The following is a 16722-nucleotide window of genomic DNA, read 5'->3' as shown; positions in this document are numbered from 1 at the left end:
GTTTTCCGGCCGCGTATTCGCGCGCCACATGGATTTACAGACTGCCCTATGTCGACCACGCGCTGTGCCCTTATCGTCGATGACGAGCGCGACATCCGCGAGCTGCTGGTGCTTACTCTTGGCCGCATGGGCCTGCGGGTCGAGACCGCAGCCGACCTGGCCTCGGCCCGTGAGCAGCTGACCCGCCAGCGCTACGACCTCTGCTTCACCGACATGCGTCTGCCCGACGGCAGCGGCCAGAGCCTGATCGAGCTGATCGCGCAGAAGTACCCGGAAACGCCGGTGGCGATGATCACTGCCTACGGCAATGTGGATGCCGCGGTGAATGCGCTCAAGGCCGGCGCCTTCGATTTCGTCTCCAAGCCGGTCGACCTGCATGTGCTGCGGCGGCTGGTGCAGAGCGCGCTGCAGCTCGGCGAGCAGCGCCGTGCGCAGCTGCAGCTGTCCGCCAACAAGCTGCAGGGCGAATCGCCGGCGATGCAGCTGCTGCGCGGCACCATCGGCAAGGTCGCGCGCAGCCAGGCCCCGGTCTACATCAGCGGCGAGTCCGGCGTCGGCAAGGAGCTGGTCGCCCGTTTGATTCACGAGCAGGGCCCGCGCGCCGAAGGCACCTTCGTGCCGGTCAACTGCGGTGCGATTCCGTCCGAGCTGATGGAAAGCGAGTTCTTCGGTCACAAGAAGGGCAGCTTTACCGGCGCCCACGGCGACAAGGAAGGCCTGTTCCAGGCCGCTCACGGCGGCACCCTGTTTCTGGACGAAGTCGCCGAGCTGCCGATCCATATGCAGGTCAAGCTGCTGCGCGTGATCCAGGAGAAGTCGGTGCGCCCGGTCGGCGCCAATGTCGAGCAACTGGTCGACGTGCGCATTCTTTCAGCCACCCACAAGAACCTGGCCCAGCTGGTTGCCGAAGGCCGCTTCCGCCACGATCTTTACTACCGCATCAATGTGATCGAGCTGCGGGTGCCGCCGCTGCGCGAGCGCAGTGGTGACATCCTGCCGCTGTCGGAGAGCATCCTGCGGCGGCTGGCACAGGAGAACGGCGATCCGCCGTATCGCCTGAGCGAAGATGCCTCGCTGGCGTTGAAGTCGTATCCGTTCCCGGGCAACGTGCGCGAGCTGGAGAACATTCTTGAGCGCGCCGTCGCCCTGTGCGACAGCGGCAGCATCGGCGCCGACGATCTCCACCTGCCGCGGGCGCTGGCGATGTACGCGCCCGAGCCGGGCTCAGCGCCAGCAGCACCCGCGGCAGCCGCTGCGCCTGCCGCGCCGGTTGTCGCCGAGGCACCGGCGGGTCGTTCACCGACTGAACCGCTGACTGACTTCATCGAACAGGTCGAGCGCGAGGCGATTGTGAAAGCGCTCGAAGAATGCCGCTACAACAAGACCAAGGCTGCCGCCAAACTTGGGATCACCTTCCGAGCGCTGCGCTACAAGCTGAAGAAGCTTGGGATCGACTGAACCCCCTGGCGCCGACGACCCGGCGCTGCCTCGCGCCGACAGGGAATCCGCCGCCGATGCGACGCTGCCTTACGCCGACCTGGACCCCACGGCGGTGCTCGACGCGGTCGAGTCGGTCGGCTTTGCCTGCAGCGGCCATGTGTTCGCGCTGAACAGTTTCGAGAACCGGGTGTTCCGGATCGGCCTGGAAGACGCGCCGCCCGTGGTCGGCAAGTTCTATCGGCCCGGCCGTTGGGCCGATGCCGCGATTGTCGAGGAGCTCGAGTTCACCCGTGAGCTCGAGCAGGCCGAGATTCCGGTGGTGGCGCCGCTGGTGGTGGACGGCGAGTGCCTGTTTCGCCACGCCGGTTTCCGCTTCGCCCTGTTCCCACTGCGCGGCGGGCTGGCGCCCGAACTTGATCAAGCCGATACGCTGGAGCAGCTGGGCCGGGCGCTCGGCCGCCTGCATCAGGTCGGCGCCCAGCGCGCCTTCAAACATCGCGGGCGGATTGATCTGCTCAGCCATGGCGAAGCGCCGCTGGCGACGCTGATGGACGGCGGCTGGCTGCCGCCCGAGCTGGAAGAGTCGTTCGAGCAGACCGCCGACGCGCTGCTGGATGCGATCGAGGACTGCTTCGATGCGTCCGCGCCGCTGGCCGAACTGCGCCTGCACGGCGACTGTCACCCCGGCAACCTGCTGTGGCGCGAGGGGCAGATCCAGTTCGTCGACTTCGACGACTGTCTGACCGGCCCGGCCATGCAGGATCTGTGGATGCTGCTGTCCGGCAGTCGCGAGGACATGCGTCGCCAGCTCGGCCATCTGCTGGAGGGCTATTCGCAGTTCTACGCCCTTGACCCGCGCGAGCTGGTGCTGATCGAGGCGCTGCGCAGCCTGCGCCTGCTGCACTACAACGCCTGGCTGGCGCGGCGCTGGCGCGACCCGGCGTTTCCGGCGGCGTTTCCCTGGTTCGGCGAGCGCTCGCACTTCGACCGTCTGCTCGGCCAGCTGCGTGACCAGCTCGATCTGCTAGAAGGGCCGGCGCTGCGGCTGTAGCGGTCGATGACCTCTGCCGCCGCGCGCCCGAGCCGCGGCGGATCACCGGCACCCGCCTACGGTGCGTCCGCCGCTGCTGCTTCCGCGGATTCAGCGGCGCTGGGCATCTTCGTCGCTTGAGTCCGAGGCTTCCGATCGGCGAGAGTGCGGGTCTTCGCCGCTCCTGGAATCACGCCGATGTTGACCGCCTTCCGCCTCGTTGCGCTCGCCGCAGCGATGATTCTCGCGTCGCCTGTCCGGGCAGAGGACGAAGCACCGCCGGCGCCGCCGACCAGCGCCGAAGTGCTGGCTCACAGCCCGCCCGAACACTGGCGCGCTGTCGACCCCGAGCGCACCGTCTACCTTGAACTCGACTCCGGCCGTATCGTCATCGAGCTGGCGCCGGAGTTCGCGCCGGCGCATGCCGCCCAGCTGCTGTCCCTGGTCGGGCAGGGCTATTTCGATGGCCTGGCCGTGCTGCGTTCGCAGGACAACTACGTCGCCCAGTGGGGCGATCCACTGGCCGACGACGCCGAACAGGCCAAGCCGCGCGGTGAGGCCGCGGGCCGACTCAAGGCCGAGTTCGATCAGGCGATGGATGCCGTCGGCAGGTTCACGCCGGTGCCGGATGGCGATGTCTATGCGCCCGAGGCCGGCTTTGTGCGCGGCTTTCCGGCGGCGCGCGATCCCGCCAGCGGCCGCGTCTGGCTGGCGCACTGCTACGGCATGCTCGGCGCTGGCCGCGACAACGAAGCCGACAGCGGCAGCGCGGCCCAGCTGTACGTGGTGACCGGCCACTCGCCGCGCCATCTCGATCGCAATGTCACCCTGTTTGGCCGCGTGCTGGAGGGCGTCGAGCTGCTCAGCAGTCTGCCGCGCGGCAAGGCCGCGCTCGGTTTCTACACCCCCGAGCAGACCCGGCCGCTGATCCGGCGGATGGTGCAGGCCAGCGCGCTGCCGGCCGCGGAGCGGGTCGAATACGAGGTGATGCACACCGAATCGGCCAGCTTCGAGCGCTGGATCGAATCCCGCCGCTCGCGCCGTGAAGCCTGGTTCGCCCACCCCGCAGGTCGCATCGAAGTCTGCAATGTCGGTGTGCCGACCCGGCGCGTCGATTGAGCCCCAACAATCAAGCTGCCGCAGGCCTTAGAACACTTTGGTCATATGCCAGGTGAAATCGCTGGCAGAGTTGACAGAAACCCTATACGTTCGATTTGTCGCGTCATATGACGCGATGCACCAAGCCGCACACCAATGTCGCACCTTCCCGAGCGCACAGCGCTCACACCGAGAGATCACGACCATGAAATCGATTAACACCGGCAAGCTCTGTATTGCCATGGCTTACGTAGGCGGTTGCGGCTTTACCAGCGCCAATTGGTACACCCTCGACAGCAGCAACCAGCAGCGTCCCTTGCGATCTCCCGGAACGACATCATGACCCTGACCCAACTTCGCACCGTACTTGCCATCGTCGACTCCGGCCTCAACGTGACGCTCGCAGCCGAGCGCATCCACGCCACCCAGTCCGGCTTGTCCAAGCAGCTCCGCCAGCTCGAATCCGGGCTCGGCTTCAGACTCTTCAAGCGCCGCGGCAAAAGCCTTGAAGCATTGACACCCGAAGGTCAGGAAGTCGTGCAGCGCGCCCGCCGCATGATCGCCGAAGCCGAACAGATCCGTGCCCTCGCGCAGTCGCTCAAGCGCGACAACGGCGGTGTCCTTTCCATCACGTCTTCCCCGACCCTGGCCCGCAGCATCCTGCCCGCCGCGCTCGCCGTTCTGCAGAACGAGCAGCCGCAGCTGGTGGTTCGCATGCGTCATGCCAGCCGCGAGGATGCGCTCGCCCAGCTGTCCACCGGTGATACCGATATCGCCCTGGTCAGCACCTCCACCGATGTCCCGCCCGGCCCGCTTGCGGTGCCCGTGTTGCGCTGGCAGCGGGTGGCGGTGGTGCCGCGCAACCATCCGCTGGCCGAGCTGCGCCGGGTCAGTCTTTCGCAGCTCGCGCGCCATCCGCTGATCAGCTATGACAGCACCCTGGATGAGCGTTCCAGCCTGCGCCGTGCCTTTGCCAGCGCCGGCTTCAGCCTGCGCGTTGGCTGCACCGCGCAGGACAGCGAGCTGATCAAAAGCTATGTGCGCCGCGGCATGGGCGTCGGAATCCTGGCCGAGCTCTCGCTCGACGAGAACGACACCGACCTGATCGCGTTGCCGCTTGGCCATCTGCTGCCGGTCTGCACCACCTGGGCGATGCCGCGCACCGACCGTGCGCTGTCACAGCCGGTCGAGCGCCTGCTCGCTGTGCTGGCACCGCACGGTGACCGCGTGGCCGTGCGTCGCTGGCTGGCTGGCGACCGCCGAAGCGGGCCGGGCCCGATCGAGCCCGAGAGCGTGCCGGTTTGGCAGCTCCAGCGTCCCACCCCGGTCAGCACATCGCGACCGGTGCTGGCGGCGGTCTGTGCCTGAAGCGCCGGGATTCGGGATTCGCTAGAAGCAAACAGCCGGCGGGTTCGGCCTCGTCGCTCCTGCGGTTTCTCGACTGAACCTCGGTCCCCGCTGAACTTCCAAAGCGTTCTTGCGGCTCTGCTCTCAAGCCCCTCTCCCCTTGCGGGAGAGGGGTTGGGGAGAGGGGGCGAGGGCTCGCCGAGAGTTCTCCTGTTCCGAATCCTCAGGCGTCGGCCGGCGGCACATACCCCGCCACCGCATCCGCCCCGCCGCCAAACAGAAACTTCTCCATCTGTTCGGCCAGGTAGGCGCGGTGCTTCGGGTCCATCGGTGACAGCCGGTTTTCGTTGATCAGCAGGGTCTGGTGGGCCAGCCACTCGGCCCAGGCGGGCTTGCCGATCTCGTTGAACACGCGCTTGCCGAGTTCGCCCGGCCACGGAGCGAAGTCGAGGCCGTCGGTTTCGGTCTGGTGCTTGCTGCAGAACACGGTACGGGGCATGGGTCTTCTCGATTGTTGACGGATCAGTCGGGCAGGCTTGAAAGCAGCCGGCGCACCGGCGCTGGTAGGCCCAGCGGTTCAAGTTCGCTGGCGCTGAACCAGGCTTGGCCGGTTTCGCCCACCGCGGTTGCGGCGACGGCCTTGCGCCAGCGCAGCGGCTGGACGTCCAGATGGTAGTGGCTGAAGGTGTGGCGGAACGGTGCGAGCGCTTCGGCCTGGCAGTCGAGCTTGGCCGGCAAGCCCGCCAGTGCTGTCTCCAGCGAGGTTTCGGCGGGCGCTTCCGGCAGGCTCCACAGCTCGGCCCAGACACCCGTCGGTGGCCGGCGCTGCAGCAGCACGCGGCCCGCGGCGTCCTGCAGTACCAGCATGCGGGTGGCGCGCACCGGTGTTTCGGTGCGCGGACGCGCGACGGGAATCACGGCGGTCAGCCCCTGCGCGTACGCAGTGCAACCGGACTGCAGCGGGCACAGCAGACAGCGCGGCTTGCTTCGCGCGCAGACCGTGGCACCCAAGTCCATCTGGGCCTGGGTGTAATCGGCCAGATCGTGGTGCGGCAGATGCGATTCCGCCAGTTGCCAGAGCTGCTTCTCGACCGCCGGCAGGCCCGGCCATTCGGCGATGCCGTGATAGCGCGCCAGTACCCGGCGGACATTGCCGTCGAGGATCGCAAAGCGCAGGCCATGGGCCTGGGCGAGGATCGCGCCGGCGGTCGAGCGACCGATCCCGGGCAGATCCAGCAGGCCCTCCAGCGTGGCGGGAAGTTCGCCGGCATGACATTCAACACAGCGCTGCGCGGCCCGATGCAGATTGCGCGCTCGGCTGTAATAGCCCAGCCCGGACCACAGCCCCAGCACCTGATCGAGTGGCGCGGCAGCCAGCGCCGGCAGGTCGGGCAGGGCGTCGACAAAGCGCTGGAAATAGCCGACCACGGTGCTGACCTGGGTCTGCTGCAGCATCACTTCCGACAGCCAGACGCGATACGGAGTGCGTGGGTGCTGCCAGGGCAAATCATGCCGGCCGTGCTGGCGATGCCAGTGCAGCAGGCGCTGGGCGAAGCTTGCTTCAGCCTTCATCGGTTGCAGTGTTGGCGCCGGTGTCCTCACCGAGCTCGATACGCAGACCTTCGACGCGCAGGCCGTCGCGCTCCAGCAGGGGCAGGCTGGCGCTACCACGGGCCGGTGGCAGCAGGCGTTGGCCAGGCTGGCTGAACCAGGTCAGCAGTTCGGCGAAATCGGCGTCGAGGCTGCTCTGCAGGCTGCCGCGGCTGAAGCGCAGCTGCAACGGCCCGATGCCACCGGGGGTGCCGCGGAAGTCGAGGCCCAGCTCGTAGTCGAGCTGAGCCTCGCCGGCGGTGGAAGGCAGTGCCGGCAGGAACTCCGGCCAGTGCTGGCCGCGCCCACTCAGCATCAGGGTCAAACGATGTGGCCAGGCCAGTTCGAGCTGGCCGTTGAGTCGCAGCAGATCGTCACCGTTGGCGTCGATCCAGCGCAGTGCCAGCGGCGCCAGCTCCAGCGGCATGCCGGTTGAATGCAGGCGGCCGCCGGCTTCGAGCTGCAGCGGGATTCGGGTTTCACCCCCATGCACCTGCAGGGCCAGGCTGAGCTGGAAGTCCTCATCCGGCAGCAGTCGCGACAGCCGCAGTTCGATGTCGCGCAGGGCCCAGGCATCGCGCTCGCGGCCGACCATGCTGCCTTCGCTGATCAGCAATTCCGCCTCAAGCCGTGGCAGCCGAGCAGGTGCCGCCGGCCCGACCGGCGTCGGCCTGCCACCTAGCCAACTGGCCAAGGCATCGCGATCCAGTCGCGGTTTGTACAGGCGCAGCGCGGTGATTTCGATCTCGCCGCCCCACAGGGTTCGCCAGGGCAGGGCCAGCTCAACGCGCTCCGTGCTGAGCAGCGGTTGCGCGCCAGACTCGGTGCGCGCCTGCAAACCGCGCAGCACGATGTTGAGATCTGGCCATAGCGAGATGTCAGCCGCCGAGGCCAGCTCCAGATCCAGCCCGGTGGTGGCCTCGGCCTGCGCCAGCAGGTTCGCCGAAAGCCGCTCCGGCTGCATGAAGTGGCGCAACAGTGCCAGTCCCAGAATCAGCCCGACGATGATCGCGCCGGCGACCATCGGCCAGCGCCGATGTCGGGCCGGAGCCTTGTCCTTCACGCGCCGAGCGATTCCGGCAGCAGCGCATCGACGAAGGCGGCCGGCTCGAACTCGCGCAGGTCTTCCGCCTTTTCGCCCAAGCCGACGAAGCGGATCGGCAGGCCGAACTCGCGCGCCAACGCAAACACCACGCCGCCCTTGGCCGAGCCGTCGAGTTTGGTCACCACCAGGCCGGTGACACCTGCGCTGGCGCGGAACTGACGCACCTGGTTGACCGCGTTCTGGCCGGTGGTGCCGTCGATCACCATCAGCACCTCGTGCGGGGCGTTCGGGTCGAGTTTGGAAAGCACGCGGCGGATCTTGCTCAGTTCGTCCATCAGCCCGCTTTGCGTATGCAGGCGGCCGGCGGTATCGGCGATCAGCAGGTCGACGCCACGCGACTGCGCGGCAGCTAGCGCGTCGTAAATGACCGAAGCCGAATCCGCACCGCTGCCCTGGGCGATCACGCCGACCTGGTTGCGTTCGCCCCAGGCCTTGAGCTGCTCGACCGCGGCGGCGCGGAACGTATCGCCGGCGGCCAGCAACACCTGCCGGCCTTGCGCTTTGAAGCGGTAGGCCAGCTTGCCGATGCTGGTGGTCTTGCCGACGCCATTGATGCCGACGGTCAGGATCACAAAGGGTTTGGCGCCGTCGATCAACAGCGGCTTGGCGACCGGCTGCAGCAGCGCGCGCAGCTCGCCGCGCAGCGCGTCCATCAAGGCGCGCGCATCGCTGAACTCGCGGCGCTGCATGCGCTGACGCAGGCCCGACACCAGCGACTCGGTCGCGCTGACGCCGACATCGGCGGTCAGCAGGCTGGTTTCGATTTCTTCGAGCAGGTTTTCATCGAGCTTGGGATTGCGCGCGAACAGCGAGGCGAAGCTGCGCGCCAAGCCGCTGCCGGAAAGGCGCTCGCGCCAGCTCAGCTTGGTGGGCGTAGCCGCCGGTGCCTGCGGTGCAGGTTCGAGATGGGCAGCAGGCGCGGGCGGTTGCGCGCTCATCGATGCCGCTGGCGTGTGTTCCGCGTTGGCCGCCAGCGGCTGACGGGTCTGGGCAGCGATCACGGATAGCGCGTGCTCCAGCGGCGCCACGGCCTGCGCTTCCGCAGTTCTTTCAGCCGCGACAACAGGGGTGTGCTCGTCGAGTGCGGGCGCCGCATGGGCCGCGATCTGCGCGTCAAGTGCAGAGACGGGCGCTTTGGCGACCGACTCGGCCACGGCGGGTGCGACCGCGTCCGGCGCGACGACTGCGTGCTCAGCTGCAGCCGACTCGACCTGCGCCTCATCCGCCGCCTGCTTGGCGGGTTCCGCAGGCTTTTTCTTCCAGAATCTGAACATGGTTGGGCGCGAAGCCGAAGGGTCGGCAATGGTATCAGCAGCCTTGCTGGAGCCTGCGCCGCGCTTGAGCCTGCAACGAACCGCGGCGCAAGCCACGGTTCAAAGCTGCGGTAGCCTTTGTCCCCATGTCCAAGCCCAAATCCACTGCGGCGCGCCCGGCTGAGGGCCAGATCCGCATCATTGGCGGCCGCTTGCGTGGCAGCCGCCTGCCCGTGCCCGACCTGCCCGGCCTGCGGCCCAGCAGCGATCGGATGCGCGAGACGCTGTTCAACTGGCTGATGCATGAGGTCGCGGGCAGGCACTGCCTGGATCTGTTCGCCGGCAGCGGCGCGCTCGGCTTCGAGGCGGCCTCGCGCGGGGCGGAGCGGGTGTTGCTGGTCGAGCGCGAACCGCGTGTGGCGCGCAGCCTCGCCGAGAGCGCGCAGCGGCTGCAGGCCGCCGTCGATGTGCATAACGGCGATGCAATGAGCTGGCTGCAAGGCGCGCCGGCTCAGCTCTTCGATCTCGCCTTTGTCGACCCGCCGTTCGCCGCTGGCCTGACCGAACGCGTGCTGGAACTGCTGCCGGCGCATCTGGCCGCGCGCGCCTGGGTGTACATGGAAGCCGCGCCCGGCCCGCCGCCCGTCGTACCGCTTAGCTGGCGCCTGCATCGCGAGTTGATCACCCGGCATGCCTGCGGCCGTCTGTTCCGGGCCGATGCCGACGCGGACGCATGAGCTCGCCACCCCGGCCGTGTCGCCGGCAGCCCCTGCTACACTCCGGCTTCCCTCGCGACCCCGACGACCCATGAGTTCCAGCCGGCAGCGCACTGCGGTCTATCCCGGTACCTTTGACCCGATCACCAACGGTCACATCGATCTGGTGGCGCGGGCCGCGCCGCTGTTCGAACGGATCGTTGTCGGCGTGGCGGAGAGCCCCAACAAAGGGCCCGGATTTCCGCTGGAGGAACGCATCGAGCTGGCTCGGCTGACGCTTGCCGATATCCCCAATGTCGAGGTCACCGGCTTCGACAGCCTGCTGGCGAATTTCGTGCGCAGTGTCGGCGGCGGCGTGCTGCTGCGCGGTCTGCGCGCGGTGTCGGACTTCGAGTACGAGTTCCAGATGGCCAGCATGAACCGGCATCTGATCCCGGAAGTTGAAACCCTGTTTCTGACTCCGGCCGAGCAATACAGCTTCATCTCCTCATCGCTGGTGCGCGAAATCGCGCGGCTGGGCGGTGATGTTTCAGGTTTCGTCCACCCTGCGGTGGATGCGGCGCTCAAACGGCGCTGGAAACGCGGCTGAACAATCGGCGTCCGCACGCCTTGGCGTGCACCGATGCAGAAACCCAACAACCATTCCTAACTGGGAGCCCTTGCATGAAGACCTCAACCCCTATTGCCCCGCTGGCGCTGTCCGTGATGCTGGCGCTTGGCCTTGCCGCCTGCGGCAAGAGCGAGCAGGCCGCGGCGCCTGCTGAAGCGCCCAAGGTCGAGCTGGTCGTTCCGGCCGATCCCACCGATGAGCGCGCGTGGAAGCTGTACCTGACCGAAGTGGTCAAGGCCAACCTGCCGGAGAAGCTGAACTCGCAGCCGCTGATGTACTACATCCCGGCGGCGACCGTTGAAGACTTCCAGACCAAATTCGACAGCCAGCTCGACAACGTCGCCGGCGTGGTCAGCCGCGGCGTGCTGCCGGGCAACCTGGTGGCCTTCGGTTCGCCGGAGTCGGCCAAGACGGCTGACCTGATCATTGAAGCTTTCAAGGAAGCCTCGCCGGGTTCGTTCAACCAGGTGCGGGTGCTGTTCGTCGGCAAGGTCGAGGACCAGGAGCGCGTGGCGGCAGCGCTGCAGCCCTCCGGCGCCGAGTTCGTGTTCTTCGAGATGAAGTGAGGCACGCAGGCCTCCGCGGCAGCTGTCGCGGAGGCCTGAATCCCCCATGGCGCTGATCATCAACGAGCTGTGCGTCAACTGCGACGTGTGCGCCCCGGCGTGCCCGAACGGCGCCATCAGCCAGGGCGAAACGATCTATGAGATCGCCCCGCAGAAATGCACCGAGTGCGTCGGCCATTTCGACGAACCGCAGTGCATCGAAGTCTGTCCGGTCGAGTGCATCGAACTCGATCCGGCCCATCCGGAGTCGCGCGAGCAGCTCCTGATCAAATACACCTTGTTGACCGGAGTGGCCCAATGCGCCTGAGAATCCTGCACCTTGTCGCGGGCCTCGGCCTGTCGCTGGCCGCCTTCAGCGCGGCAGCGGTCAACCCGCGCCATCCGGCCATCGCCAGTGCCAACGCGCAGGCCACCGATGCCGGCATGGAAGTGCTGGCTGCCGGCGGCAATGCGTTCGATGCCGCGGTCGCAGTCAGCGCTACGCTGGGCCTGGTCGAGCCCGAAAGCTCGGGCATCGGCGGCGGTGGCTTTTTCCTGCTGTATGTCGCCGCCGAAGACCGCTACGTGTTCGTCGATGCGCGCGAGCGTGCGCCGCTGGCGGCGACGCGGGACATGTTTCTGGATGAGAACGGTGCGCCGGTGCGCCGCCGCAGTATCGATGGCCCCTTGGCCGCGGCTATTCCCGGCCTGCCGGCGGGCTTGGTGCATCTGGCGACCAAGTACGGCCGCCTGCCGCTGCAGAAGTCGCTGGCGCCGGCGATCCGCTTGGCCCGCGAGGGCTGGACCTTCGGTCGCAAGAACGCGCTGATGCTCGGCTTCCGAAAGGATGTGCTGGCGGCTGACCCCGCCGCCGCCGCGCTGTTTCTGCGCGATGGCCAGGTGCCTGCCGCCGGCGCGCGCATGACCAACCCCGACTACGCCGCGGTACTGGAACAACTGGCCGCCGAGGGTCACGACGGTTTCTACCGCAGCGCGCTCAGCCAGCGTCTGGTCGACGGCGTACGTGCGGCTGGCGGCATCTGGGCGATCGAGGATTTCCAGCAGTACGCGGTGGTCGAGCGCTCGCCGCTCACGGTGTCGATCGGCGAGCACAGCATCATTACCGCGCCGCCGCCGTCCTCGGGCGGTATCGCGATTGCGCAGGTGTTGAACGTTCTCGGTGGCTACGATCTGGCGCCGCTGTCGCGGGTTGATCGCATCCATCTGACGGTCGAAGCCATGCGCCGCGCCTACCGTGATCGTGCCCAGCACCTGGGCGATCCCGATCAGGTCGAAGTGCCGGTCGAGCTGCTGATGAGCCCGCAGTACGCGGCCGGCCTGCGCGCCGGCATCCACCCGCAGCAGGCGACCCCGAGCGCGCTGCTGCCCGGCGTCGGCATGAGCGCGCGGCCCGATACCACCCACTACTCGCTGCTCGACACCGAGGGCAATCTGGTCGCGGTGACGCAGACCGTCAACCTGCCCTACGGCAATGCGATGGTGGTGCCCGGCACCGGCTTTCTGCTCAACAACGAGATGGACGATTTCTCGGTCAAGGCCGGCTCGCCGAATGCGTTCGGTCTGGTCGGTGACGACGCCAATGCCATCGCCCCGGGCAAGCGTCCGCTGTCTTCGATGAGCCCGAGCATCCTGGTCAGCCCCGAGCGCACTGCGATTCTTGGCACGCCCGGCGGCAGCCGCATCATCAGCATGGTCATCCTCGGCCTGCTGAACCTGATCGATGGCGGCGGCGCCCAGGCCACGGCCGATCTGCCGCGCTTCCATCACCAGTACCTCCCGGACACGCTGTCGGTCGAAGCCGAAGCCCTGTCGCCGGCCGAGTCCGCAGCGCTGACCGCGCGCGGGCACAGCATCGCGGCGGCGGAACGGCCCTGGGGCAATATGCAGGTGGTGGTGTGGAACCGCGCCACCGGCGCCGTTGAAGCCGGCACCGACTCGCGCTGGGAAGGCGTCGGCAAGGCCTCCGACGGCGGCGGCGACGAATCCATCTTCCGTTGAGGTCTGCGCCATGACGATCAAACTGTGGTCCCTGCTGGGCAATTCGCAGAAGCTCGACGGCGGCGCCATGTTCGGCAATGTGCCGCGGGCGATGTGGTCGAAGTGGGTTGCGGTGGACGCCGACAACCGCATCGATCTGGCCTGCCGCGCGCTGTTGGCCGAAGGCGTCAACGGCAAGCGGGTGCTGTTCGAAACCGGCATCGGCGCGTTTTTCGAGCCCAAACTGAAGGCGCGGTTCGGCGTGGTGGAAGATCGCCACGTGCTGCTCGATTCGCTGGCCGAAGCCGGCTTCAGCGATGCCGATGTCGACGTGGTCGTGCTCAGCCATCTGCACTTCGATCACGCCGGTGGCCTGCTTGCGCCGTGGGCGGACGGCCAGCCGCCGCGGCTGCTGTTTCCGAATGCGCGCTTCGTGGTCAGCCACGCCTGTTTCGAGCGCGCCCAGCACCCGCACGCGCGCGACCGCGCCAGCTTCATCGCCGAACTGCCGGGCCTGCTCGAAGCCAGCGGGCGGCTGGAGCTGGTCGACGACAACTACTGCGCCACGCTGGGTGAAGCGGTGCGCTTCCACTACAGCGATGGCCATACGCCGGGGCTGATGCTGTCGGAGATCGTTGGCCCGAACGGGCAGGGTGGCGTGGTGTTCTGCGCCGACCTCATTCCCGGCGCGCCTTGGGTGCACCTGCCGGTGACCATGGGCTACGACCGCTATCCGGAAATGCTGATCGACGAGAAGCGCGCCTTCCTCACCGACATGCGTGCGCGCGGCGTGCGGCTGTACTTTACCCATGACACCGGCTGCGCGATGGCGGCGGTGGCGATGGACGAGGCCGGACGCTTCAGCGCTTCCGATCCGCAGGCCGCGCTGACGAACTTCGCCCTCGCTGCTTGAAGCCGCGCGTGGCTGCGCTATCTTCGCGCCAACCCCAGCTCACCCTCATCCGCGGCCCGGCCGCACCGTCAAGGAGACGATCATGCGCAAGACTCTGTTCGCCGCACTCATCAGCCTGCTGCCGCTCGCTGCCTTCGCCGGCAGCTATGGTCTTGAGCCGATGCCCGAGGGCGATGCCGCGCCGATCGCCCAGGCCATCGCCAGCTTCGATGCCCACACCGACGGCCGCCACAAGTTCAGCGGCCGCATCGTCGAGATCTGCCAGAACAAGGGCTGCTGGATGGTACTGGAAGACAGCGGCATCAGCGCGCGGGTGATGATGCACGATCACAAGTTCGATGTGCCCAAGGACGCCACCGGCCAGGCCGTGGTGTGGGGCCAGCTGGAGCGCAAGGAACTCAGCGAATCGCACCGCCAGCACCTTGCCGATGAATCGAAGGGCGAGGTTGCCGAAGTCGAGTACCGGATCGACGCCTTCGCCGTCGAAATCGCGAACTGAAGGTGATCCCCGGGCTGCGGCAGCGCGCCGCCGAAGGCGCGCCGAAAGGTCTGTTCGCGGGCGCCCTGTTTGGCCTCGCCTGCATCACCGTGGCGATCGGCCTGCAGTTCTGGAACGAAGGCCGCGCCCAGCGCCGCGCCACCGTGCTGGAGGCGGCCGCGCAGATGTCGGTGCCAGTCGCTCAGGCGAAGGGCAGCGCGGCCTTGGTCCACGCCAGCGGCCGCGCGACGGCCGCGTCTCCGGTACAGGACCCCGTGTTCGAAGTCAGCGCGCAGGCGCTGGGCCTGCGTCGTACGGTCGAGATGTACCAGTGGGTCGAGCGGCGCGAGAAGCGCAGCGAAAAGCGCGCTGACGGCAGCACCCGCGAGTACGAGGTGTTCCGCTACGAGCAGGCCTGGAGCGACGACTACCAGAACAGCAACGACTTCAACCAGCCCGACGGCCATCGCAATCCGCCGGCGCCGATGTTCAGCAATGAACAGTTCAAGGTCGCCGAGGTGCGCGTCGATGCGCGGCCTCTGGATCCGCTGATCGCCGCCGATATCGACGGCTGGGATGCGCTGCCGGTCACGCCGGACCAGCTGCCGCCGAATCTGTCTGCGAGCTTCAGCGCGGCCGACGGCTGGTTGTTCAGCGGCGAATCCATCCGGAGCCCGGCGCTGGGTGATGTGCGGGTCCGCTTCGAGCAGATCCCCGAAGGCCCGGTCAGCCTGCTCGCGGCGCTTGAATCCGAGCAGCTGCGCCCGGCAACGGTGGCATCGGACTCGGCCTTCTTCCTGATCGCGCGCGGCGAGCAGGGCGCACCGGCCCTGATCGAAGACGCGCGCAGCGCCAACAGCGCGCTGGCCTGGGTACTGCGGGTCGGTGGTTTCGGTCTGCTCTGGCTGGGCTTTGGTCTGTGCATGCGGCCGCTGGTGCGGCTGGCCGAGTGGGTGCCTCTACTCGGCCGTCTGGTCGGCGGCCTGGCGGCCGTGGTGTCGTTCTGTCTGGCGGCCGTATTCAGCCTGCTGGCGATCTCGACCGGTTGGCTGTGGCATCGACCGCTGTGGCTTGTGGGCTTGTTGCTGCTGATCGGCGCGGTGGTGTTCCTGCTGCCGCGTCGCCGCGCTGGCGCAACCGCAAATCGGTTGCGCGCGCAGATGCCGCCACCGCCACCGCCTGCCTGAAGGCTTGCGCTACCCGGCGCGCCGCCACCCGCGCCGGGAATCCATCGGTATACGCATTGCACGCGGCTTCGTGGGGACCACGGAGATGCGTATGCGCACACTCGGTATCGGCGCCAAGGCGGCTCTTCTGATCGGCCTCTTGACCGTGGCAGGCTTCACTGTCACCGGCATCGCGATCTACCGGGTGGCCGCCGAGGTGGCGCGACGCACGGCGCTCGAGAACCTGCACCTGACCGCCCGCGCCGAAGCCGAACGCATCGCCGGCCAGTTCAACCAGGCGCCGCTGATGACCCGAGCTGTCGCGGCGGTGCTCGATGCGGAATCACGGGGCGGCCGCGCCGATCGCGCACGCGCCAACGAAACCCTCAAAGCCGCGCTCAGCCCGCACCCTCAGTTCATCGGCATCGCCACCCTGTGGGAACCCGATGCCTATGACGGCCGCGATGCGGAGTTCGCCGACGTCGACGCCATGCACGATGCCAGCGGGCGTTACATCCCGTACTGGTACCACACGCCGCGCGGTATCGAGGGCGCCCGCTCCGAGGGCTACGAAGACCCGGTCAACGGTGCCTACTATGTCGTGCCAAGAGCCGCACGCGCCGAGGTGATGCTGGAGCCCTACGTGTATCCGGTCGACGGTGTCGATGTGCTGATGACCACCTTCGTCACTCCGGTTCTGCGCGATGGTGCCTTTGTCGGCCAGGTCTCGGTCGACTTCCGCTTGAGCGAGCTGCAGGCGCAGCTTGGCGGCGCCCGGGTCGGTGCGGGCGGCGGTCTGCGCCTGGTGTCACCCGAAGGCAATCTGCTGGCCGACCGCAATGATGAGCTGCTGGGCAAACCCTTCGCGGCCGAGTTTGCCAAGGATCTGCTCGCGAGCATTCGCGAAGACAGGCCGTTCGAGATCGGCGGCGACGGGGACGCGGAAGCCGTGCAGGTCTACTACCCGATTCGGGTCGGCGCGTTCGCCGGCCGCTACGCGCTTGGCGCCGAGCTGCCTGCGGATGAACTTCTGGCGGGTGCACGTCGGATCGGCTGGACCGTGTTCACGATCGCTTTGCTCCTATCGGTGCTGGTTGTCATCGCTACGGTTCTGCTGCTGCGGCGGATGGTCGGCCAGCCGCTGGCCGAAGCCGTGCATACCGTGGGTCAACTCGCTGCCGGGCGCTTCGACGCGCGCATCGACAGCAGCCGAGTCGACGAGATCGGCACGCTGAATGCTTCCTTGCTCGACATGCGTAGCGCGCTGCAAAACTTCATGACCGAACAGACCGAAATGACTGCGCGCCACGATGCCGGCGAGCTCAGCCTGCGCATCGACGCGCAGCGCTATCCGGGCGCGTTCGGCGAAATGGCCAGCGGCGTCAACCGGCTGGCGGAACAGCACATCGGCACCAGCATGCAGATCGTCGATC

At 67.7% G+C, this 16722-nt stretch carries 17 protein-coding genes; 13 read left to right on the top strand and 4 right to left on the bottom strand.

Annotated elements, in window-relative coordinates:
• Positions 1 to 48 precede the first annotated feature (48 nt).
• The 4 genes from ACIQ7H_RS13695 (at position 49) to ACIQ7H_RS13680 (ending at position 4936) form a co-directional block, all read left to right on the top strand.
• The gene (locus ACIQ7H_RS13695) at positions 49 to 1458 is read left to right on the top strand and encodes a sigma-54-dependent transcriptional regulator (RefSeq protein ID WP_395792391.1); all 1410 of its coding nucleotides are present in this window, start codon (positions 49 to 51) and stop codon (positions 1456 to 1458) included.
• Positions 1445 to 2491, top strand: a complete 1047-nt coding sequence (locus tag ACIQ7H_RS13690; protein WP_395792389.1) for a serine/threonine protein kinase — start codon at positions 1445 to 1447, stop codon at positions 2489 to 2491. Before ACIQ7H_RS13695 ends, ACIQ7H_RS13690 begins: the two co-directional genes overlap by 14 nt.
• Before the next feature lie 177 nt (positions 2492 to 2668).
• Entirely contained in the window at positions 2669 to 3589 is a 921-nt protein-coding gene (locus tag ACIQ7H_RS13685) for a peptidylprolyl isomerase (RefSeq protein ID WP_395792387.1), read from the top strand.
• A 318-nt stretch (positions 3590 to 3907) separates the two neighbouring features.
• Positions 3908 to 4936: a LysR substrate-binding domain-containing protein gene (locus tag ACIQ7H_RS13680; RefSeq protein WP_395792385.1), complete on the top strand. Its 1029-nt coding sequence runs from the start codon at positions 3908 to 3910 to the stop codon at positions 4934 to 4936.
• Between the two features lie 202 nt (positions 4937 to 5138).
• Here the strand turns inward: ACIQ7H_RS13680 and ACIQ7H_RS13675 are convergent, their stop codons facing one another.
• Genes ACIQ7H_RS13675 through ftsY form a run of 4 tightly spaced genes read right to left on the bottom strand, consistent with a single transcriptional unit; the run spans position 5139 to position 8884 of the window.
• Positions 5139 to 5414: an oxidative damage protection protein gene (locus ACIQ7H_RS13675; protein WP_395792383.1), complete on the bottom strand. Its 276-nt coding sequence runs from the start codon at positions 5412 to 5414 to the stop codon at positions 5139 to 5141.
• 23 nt (positions 5415 to 5437) lie between these two features.
• A complete protein-coding gene (gene mutY, locus ACIQ7H_RS13670; protein WP_395792381.1) occupies positions 5438 to 6487 on the bottom strand; it encodes an A/G-specific adenine glycosylase in 1050 nt (349 codons plus the stop codon).
• Complete coding sequence (locus ACIQ7H_RS13665) at positions 6477 to 7568, bottom strand: AsmA family protein (RefSeq protein WP_395792379.1); 1092 nt, start codon at positions 7566 to 7568, stop codon at positions 6477 to 6479. The genes mutY and ACIQ7H_RS13665 overlap by 11 nt, the downstream gene beginning before the upstream one ends.
• On the bottom strand, positions 7565 to 8884 hold the full coding sequence (gene ftsY, locus ACIQ7H_RS13660; RefSeq protein WP_395792377.1) for a signal recognition particle-docking protein FtsY: 1320 nt from the start codon (positions 8882 to 8884) through the stop codon (positions 7565 to 7567). Before ftsY ends, ACIQ7H_RS13665 begins: the two co-directional genes overlap by 4 nt.
• A 125-nt stretch (positions 8885 to 9009) precedes the next feature.
• Here ftsY and rsmD point away from each other — a divergent pair, with 125 nt between their 5' ends.
• The 9 genes from rsmD to ACIQ7H_RS13615 form a co-directional block, all read left to right on the top strand.
• Positions 9010 to 9600 (top strand): 16S rRNA (guanine(966)-N(2))-methyltransferase RsmD, encoded by a 591-nt coding sequence (gene rsmD / locus ACIQ7H_RS13655; protein WP_395792375.1) that lies wholly within the window; start codon positions 9010 to 9012, stop codon positions 9598 to 9600.
• A 70-nt stretch (positions 9601 to 9670) separates the two neighbouring features.
• Complete coding sequence (gene coaD, locus ACIQ7H_RS13650; protein WP_395792373.1) at positions 9671 to 10168, top strand: pantetheine-phosphate adenylyltransferase; 498 nt, start codon at positions 9671 to 9673, stop codon at positions 10166 to 10168.
• Positions 10169 to 10242: 74 nt separating this feature from the next.
• Positions 10243 to 10755, top strand: a complete 513-nt coding sequence (locus ACIQ7H_RS13645; RefSeq protein ID WP_395792371.1) for a hypothetical protein — start codon at positions 10243 to 10245, stop codon at positions 10753 to 10755.
• Positions 10756 to 10801: 46 nt separating this feature from the next.
• Positions 10802 to 11062, top strand: a complete 261-nt coding sequence (locus ACIQ7H_RS13640; protein ID WP_395792369.1) for a YfhL family 4Fe-4S dicluster ferredoxin — start codon at positions 10802 to 10804, stop codon at positions 11060 to 11062.
• Positions 11053 to 12753, top strand: coding sequence for a gamma-glutamyltransferase (gene ggt / locus ACIQ7H_RS13635; protein ID WP_395792367.1), 1701 nt, complete (start codon positions 11053 to 11055; stop codon positions 12751 to 12753). The genes ACIQ7H_RS13640 and ggt overlap by 10 nt, the downstream gene beginning before the upstream one ends.
• A 16-nt stretch (positions 12754 to 12769) precedes the next feature.
• Positions 12770 to 13645 carry an MBL fold metallo-hydrolase gene (locus ACIQ7H_RS13630; RefSeq protein WP_395792423.1) on the top strand — a complete coding sequence of 292 codons (876 nt, stop codon included), beginning with the start codon at positions 12770 to 12772 and terminating at the stop codon, positions 13643 to 13645.
• Between the two features lie 82 nt (positions 13646 to 13727).
• On the top strand, positions 13728 to 14144 hold the full coding sequence (locus tag ACIQ7H_RS13625; RefSeq protein WP_395792365.1) for a DUF4920 domain-containing protein: 417 nt from the start codon (positions 13728 to 13730) through the stop codon (positions 14142 to 14144).
• A gap of 2 nt (positions 14145 to 14146) precedes the next feature.
• On the top strand, positions 14147 to 15310 hold the full coding sequence (locus ACIQ7H_RS13620) for a TMEM43 family protein (RefSeq protein WP_395792363.1): 1164 nt from the start codon (positions 14147 to 14149) through the stop codon (positions 15308 to 15310).
• A 91-nt stretch (positions 15311 to 15401) separates the two neighbouring features.
• On the top strand, positions 15402 to 16722 hold a 1321-nt coding region (locus ACIQ7H_RS13615; protein WP_395792361.1), incomplete at its 3' end, for a HAMP domain-containing protein.

The sequence above is a fragment of the Aquimonas sp. genome, assembly GCF_044377145.1.
Taxonomy (GTDB): Bacteria; Pseudomonadota; Gammaproteobacteria; order Xanthomonadales; family Xanthomonadaceae; genus Aquimonas.
This window is presented reverse-complemented; position numbering and strand designations above follow the sequence as displayed.

Bases quoted from the DNA above. Each gene is read 5' to 3' on its own strand.
- ACIQ7H_RS13685 (WP_395792387.1), top strand. From the start codon at position 2,669: ATGTTGACCGCCTTCCGCCTCGTTGCGCTCGCCGCAGCGATGATTCTC.
- ACIQ7H_RS13625 (WP_395792365.1), top strand. From the start codon at position 13,728: ATGCGCAAGACTCTGTTCGCCGCACTCATCAGCCTGCTGCCGCTCGCT.
- coaD (WP_395792373.1), top strand. From the start codon at position 9,671: ATGAGTTCCAGCCGGCAGCGCACTGCGGTCTATCCCGGTACCTTTGAC.
- rsmD (WP_395792375.1), top strand. From the start codon at position 9,010: ATGTCCAAGCCCAAATCCACTGCGGCGCGCCCGGCTGAGGGCCAGATC.
- ACIQ7H_RS13645 (WP_395792371.1), top strand. From the start codon at position 10,243: ATGAAGACCTCAACCCCTATTGCCCCGCTGGCGCTGTCCGTGATGCTG.
- ACIQ7H_RS13680 (WP_395792385.1), top strand. From the start codon at position 3,908: ATGACCCTGACCCAACTTCGCACCGTACTTGCCATCGTCGACTCCGGC.
- mutY (WP_395792381.1), bottom strand. From the start codon at position 6,487: ATGAAGGCTGAAGCAAGCTTCGCCCAGCGCCTGCTGCACTGGCATCGC.
- ACIQ7H_RS13640 (WP_395792369.1), top strand. From the start codon at position 10,802: ATGGCGCTGATCATCAACGAGCTGTGCGTCAACTGCGACGTGTGCGCC.
- ACIQ7H_RS13675 (WP_395792383.1), bottom strand. From the start codon at position 5,414: ATGCCCCGTACCGTGTTCTGCAGCAAGCACCAGACCGAAACCGACGGC.
- ACIQ7H_RS13695 (WP_395792391.1), top strand. From the start codon at position 49: ATGTCGACCACGCGCTGTGCCCTTATCGTCGATGACGAGCGCGACATC.
- ftsY (WP_395792377.1), bottom strand. From the start codon at position 8,884: ATGTTCAGATTCTGGAAGAAAAAGCCTGCGGAACCCGCCAAGCAGGCG.
- ggt (WP_395792367.1), top strand. From the start codon at position 11,053: ATGCGCCTGAGAATCCTGCACCTTGTCGCGGGCCTCGGCCTGTCGCTG.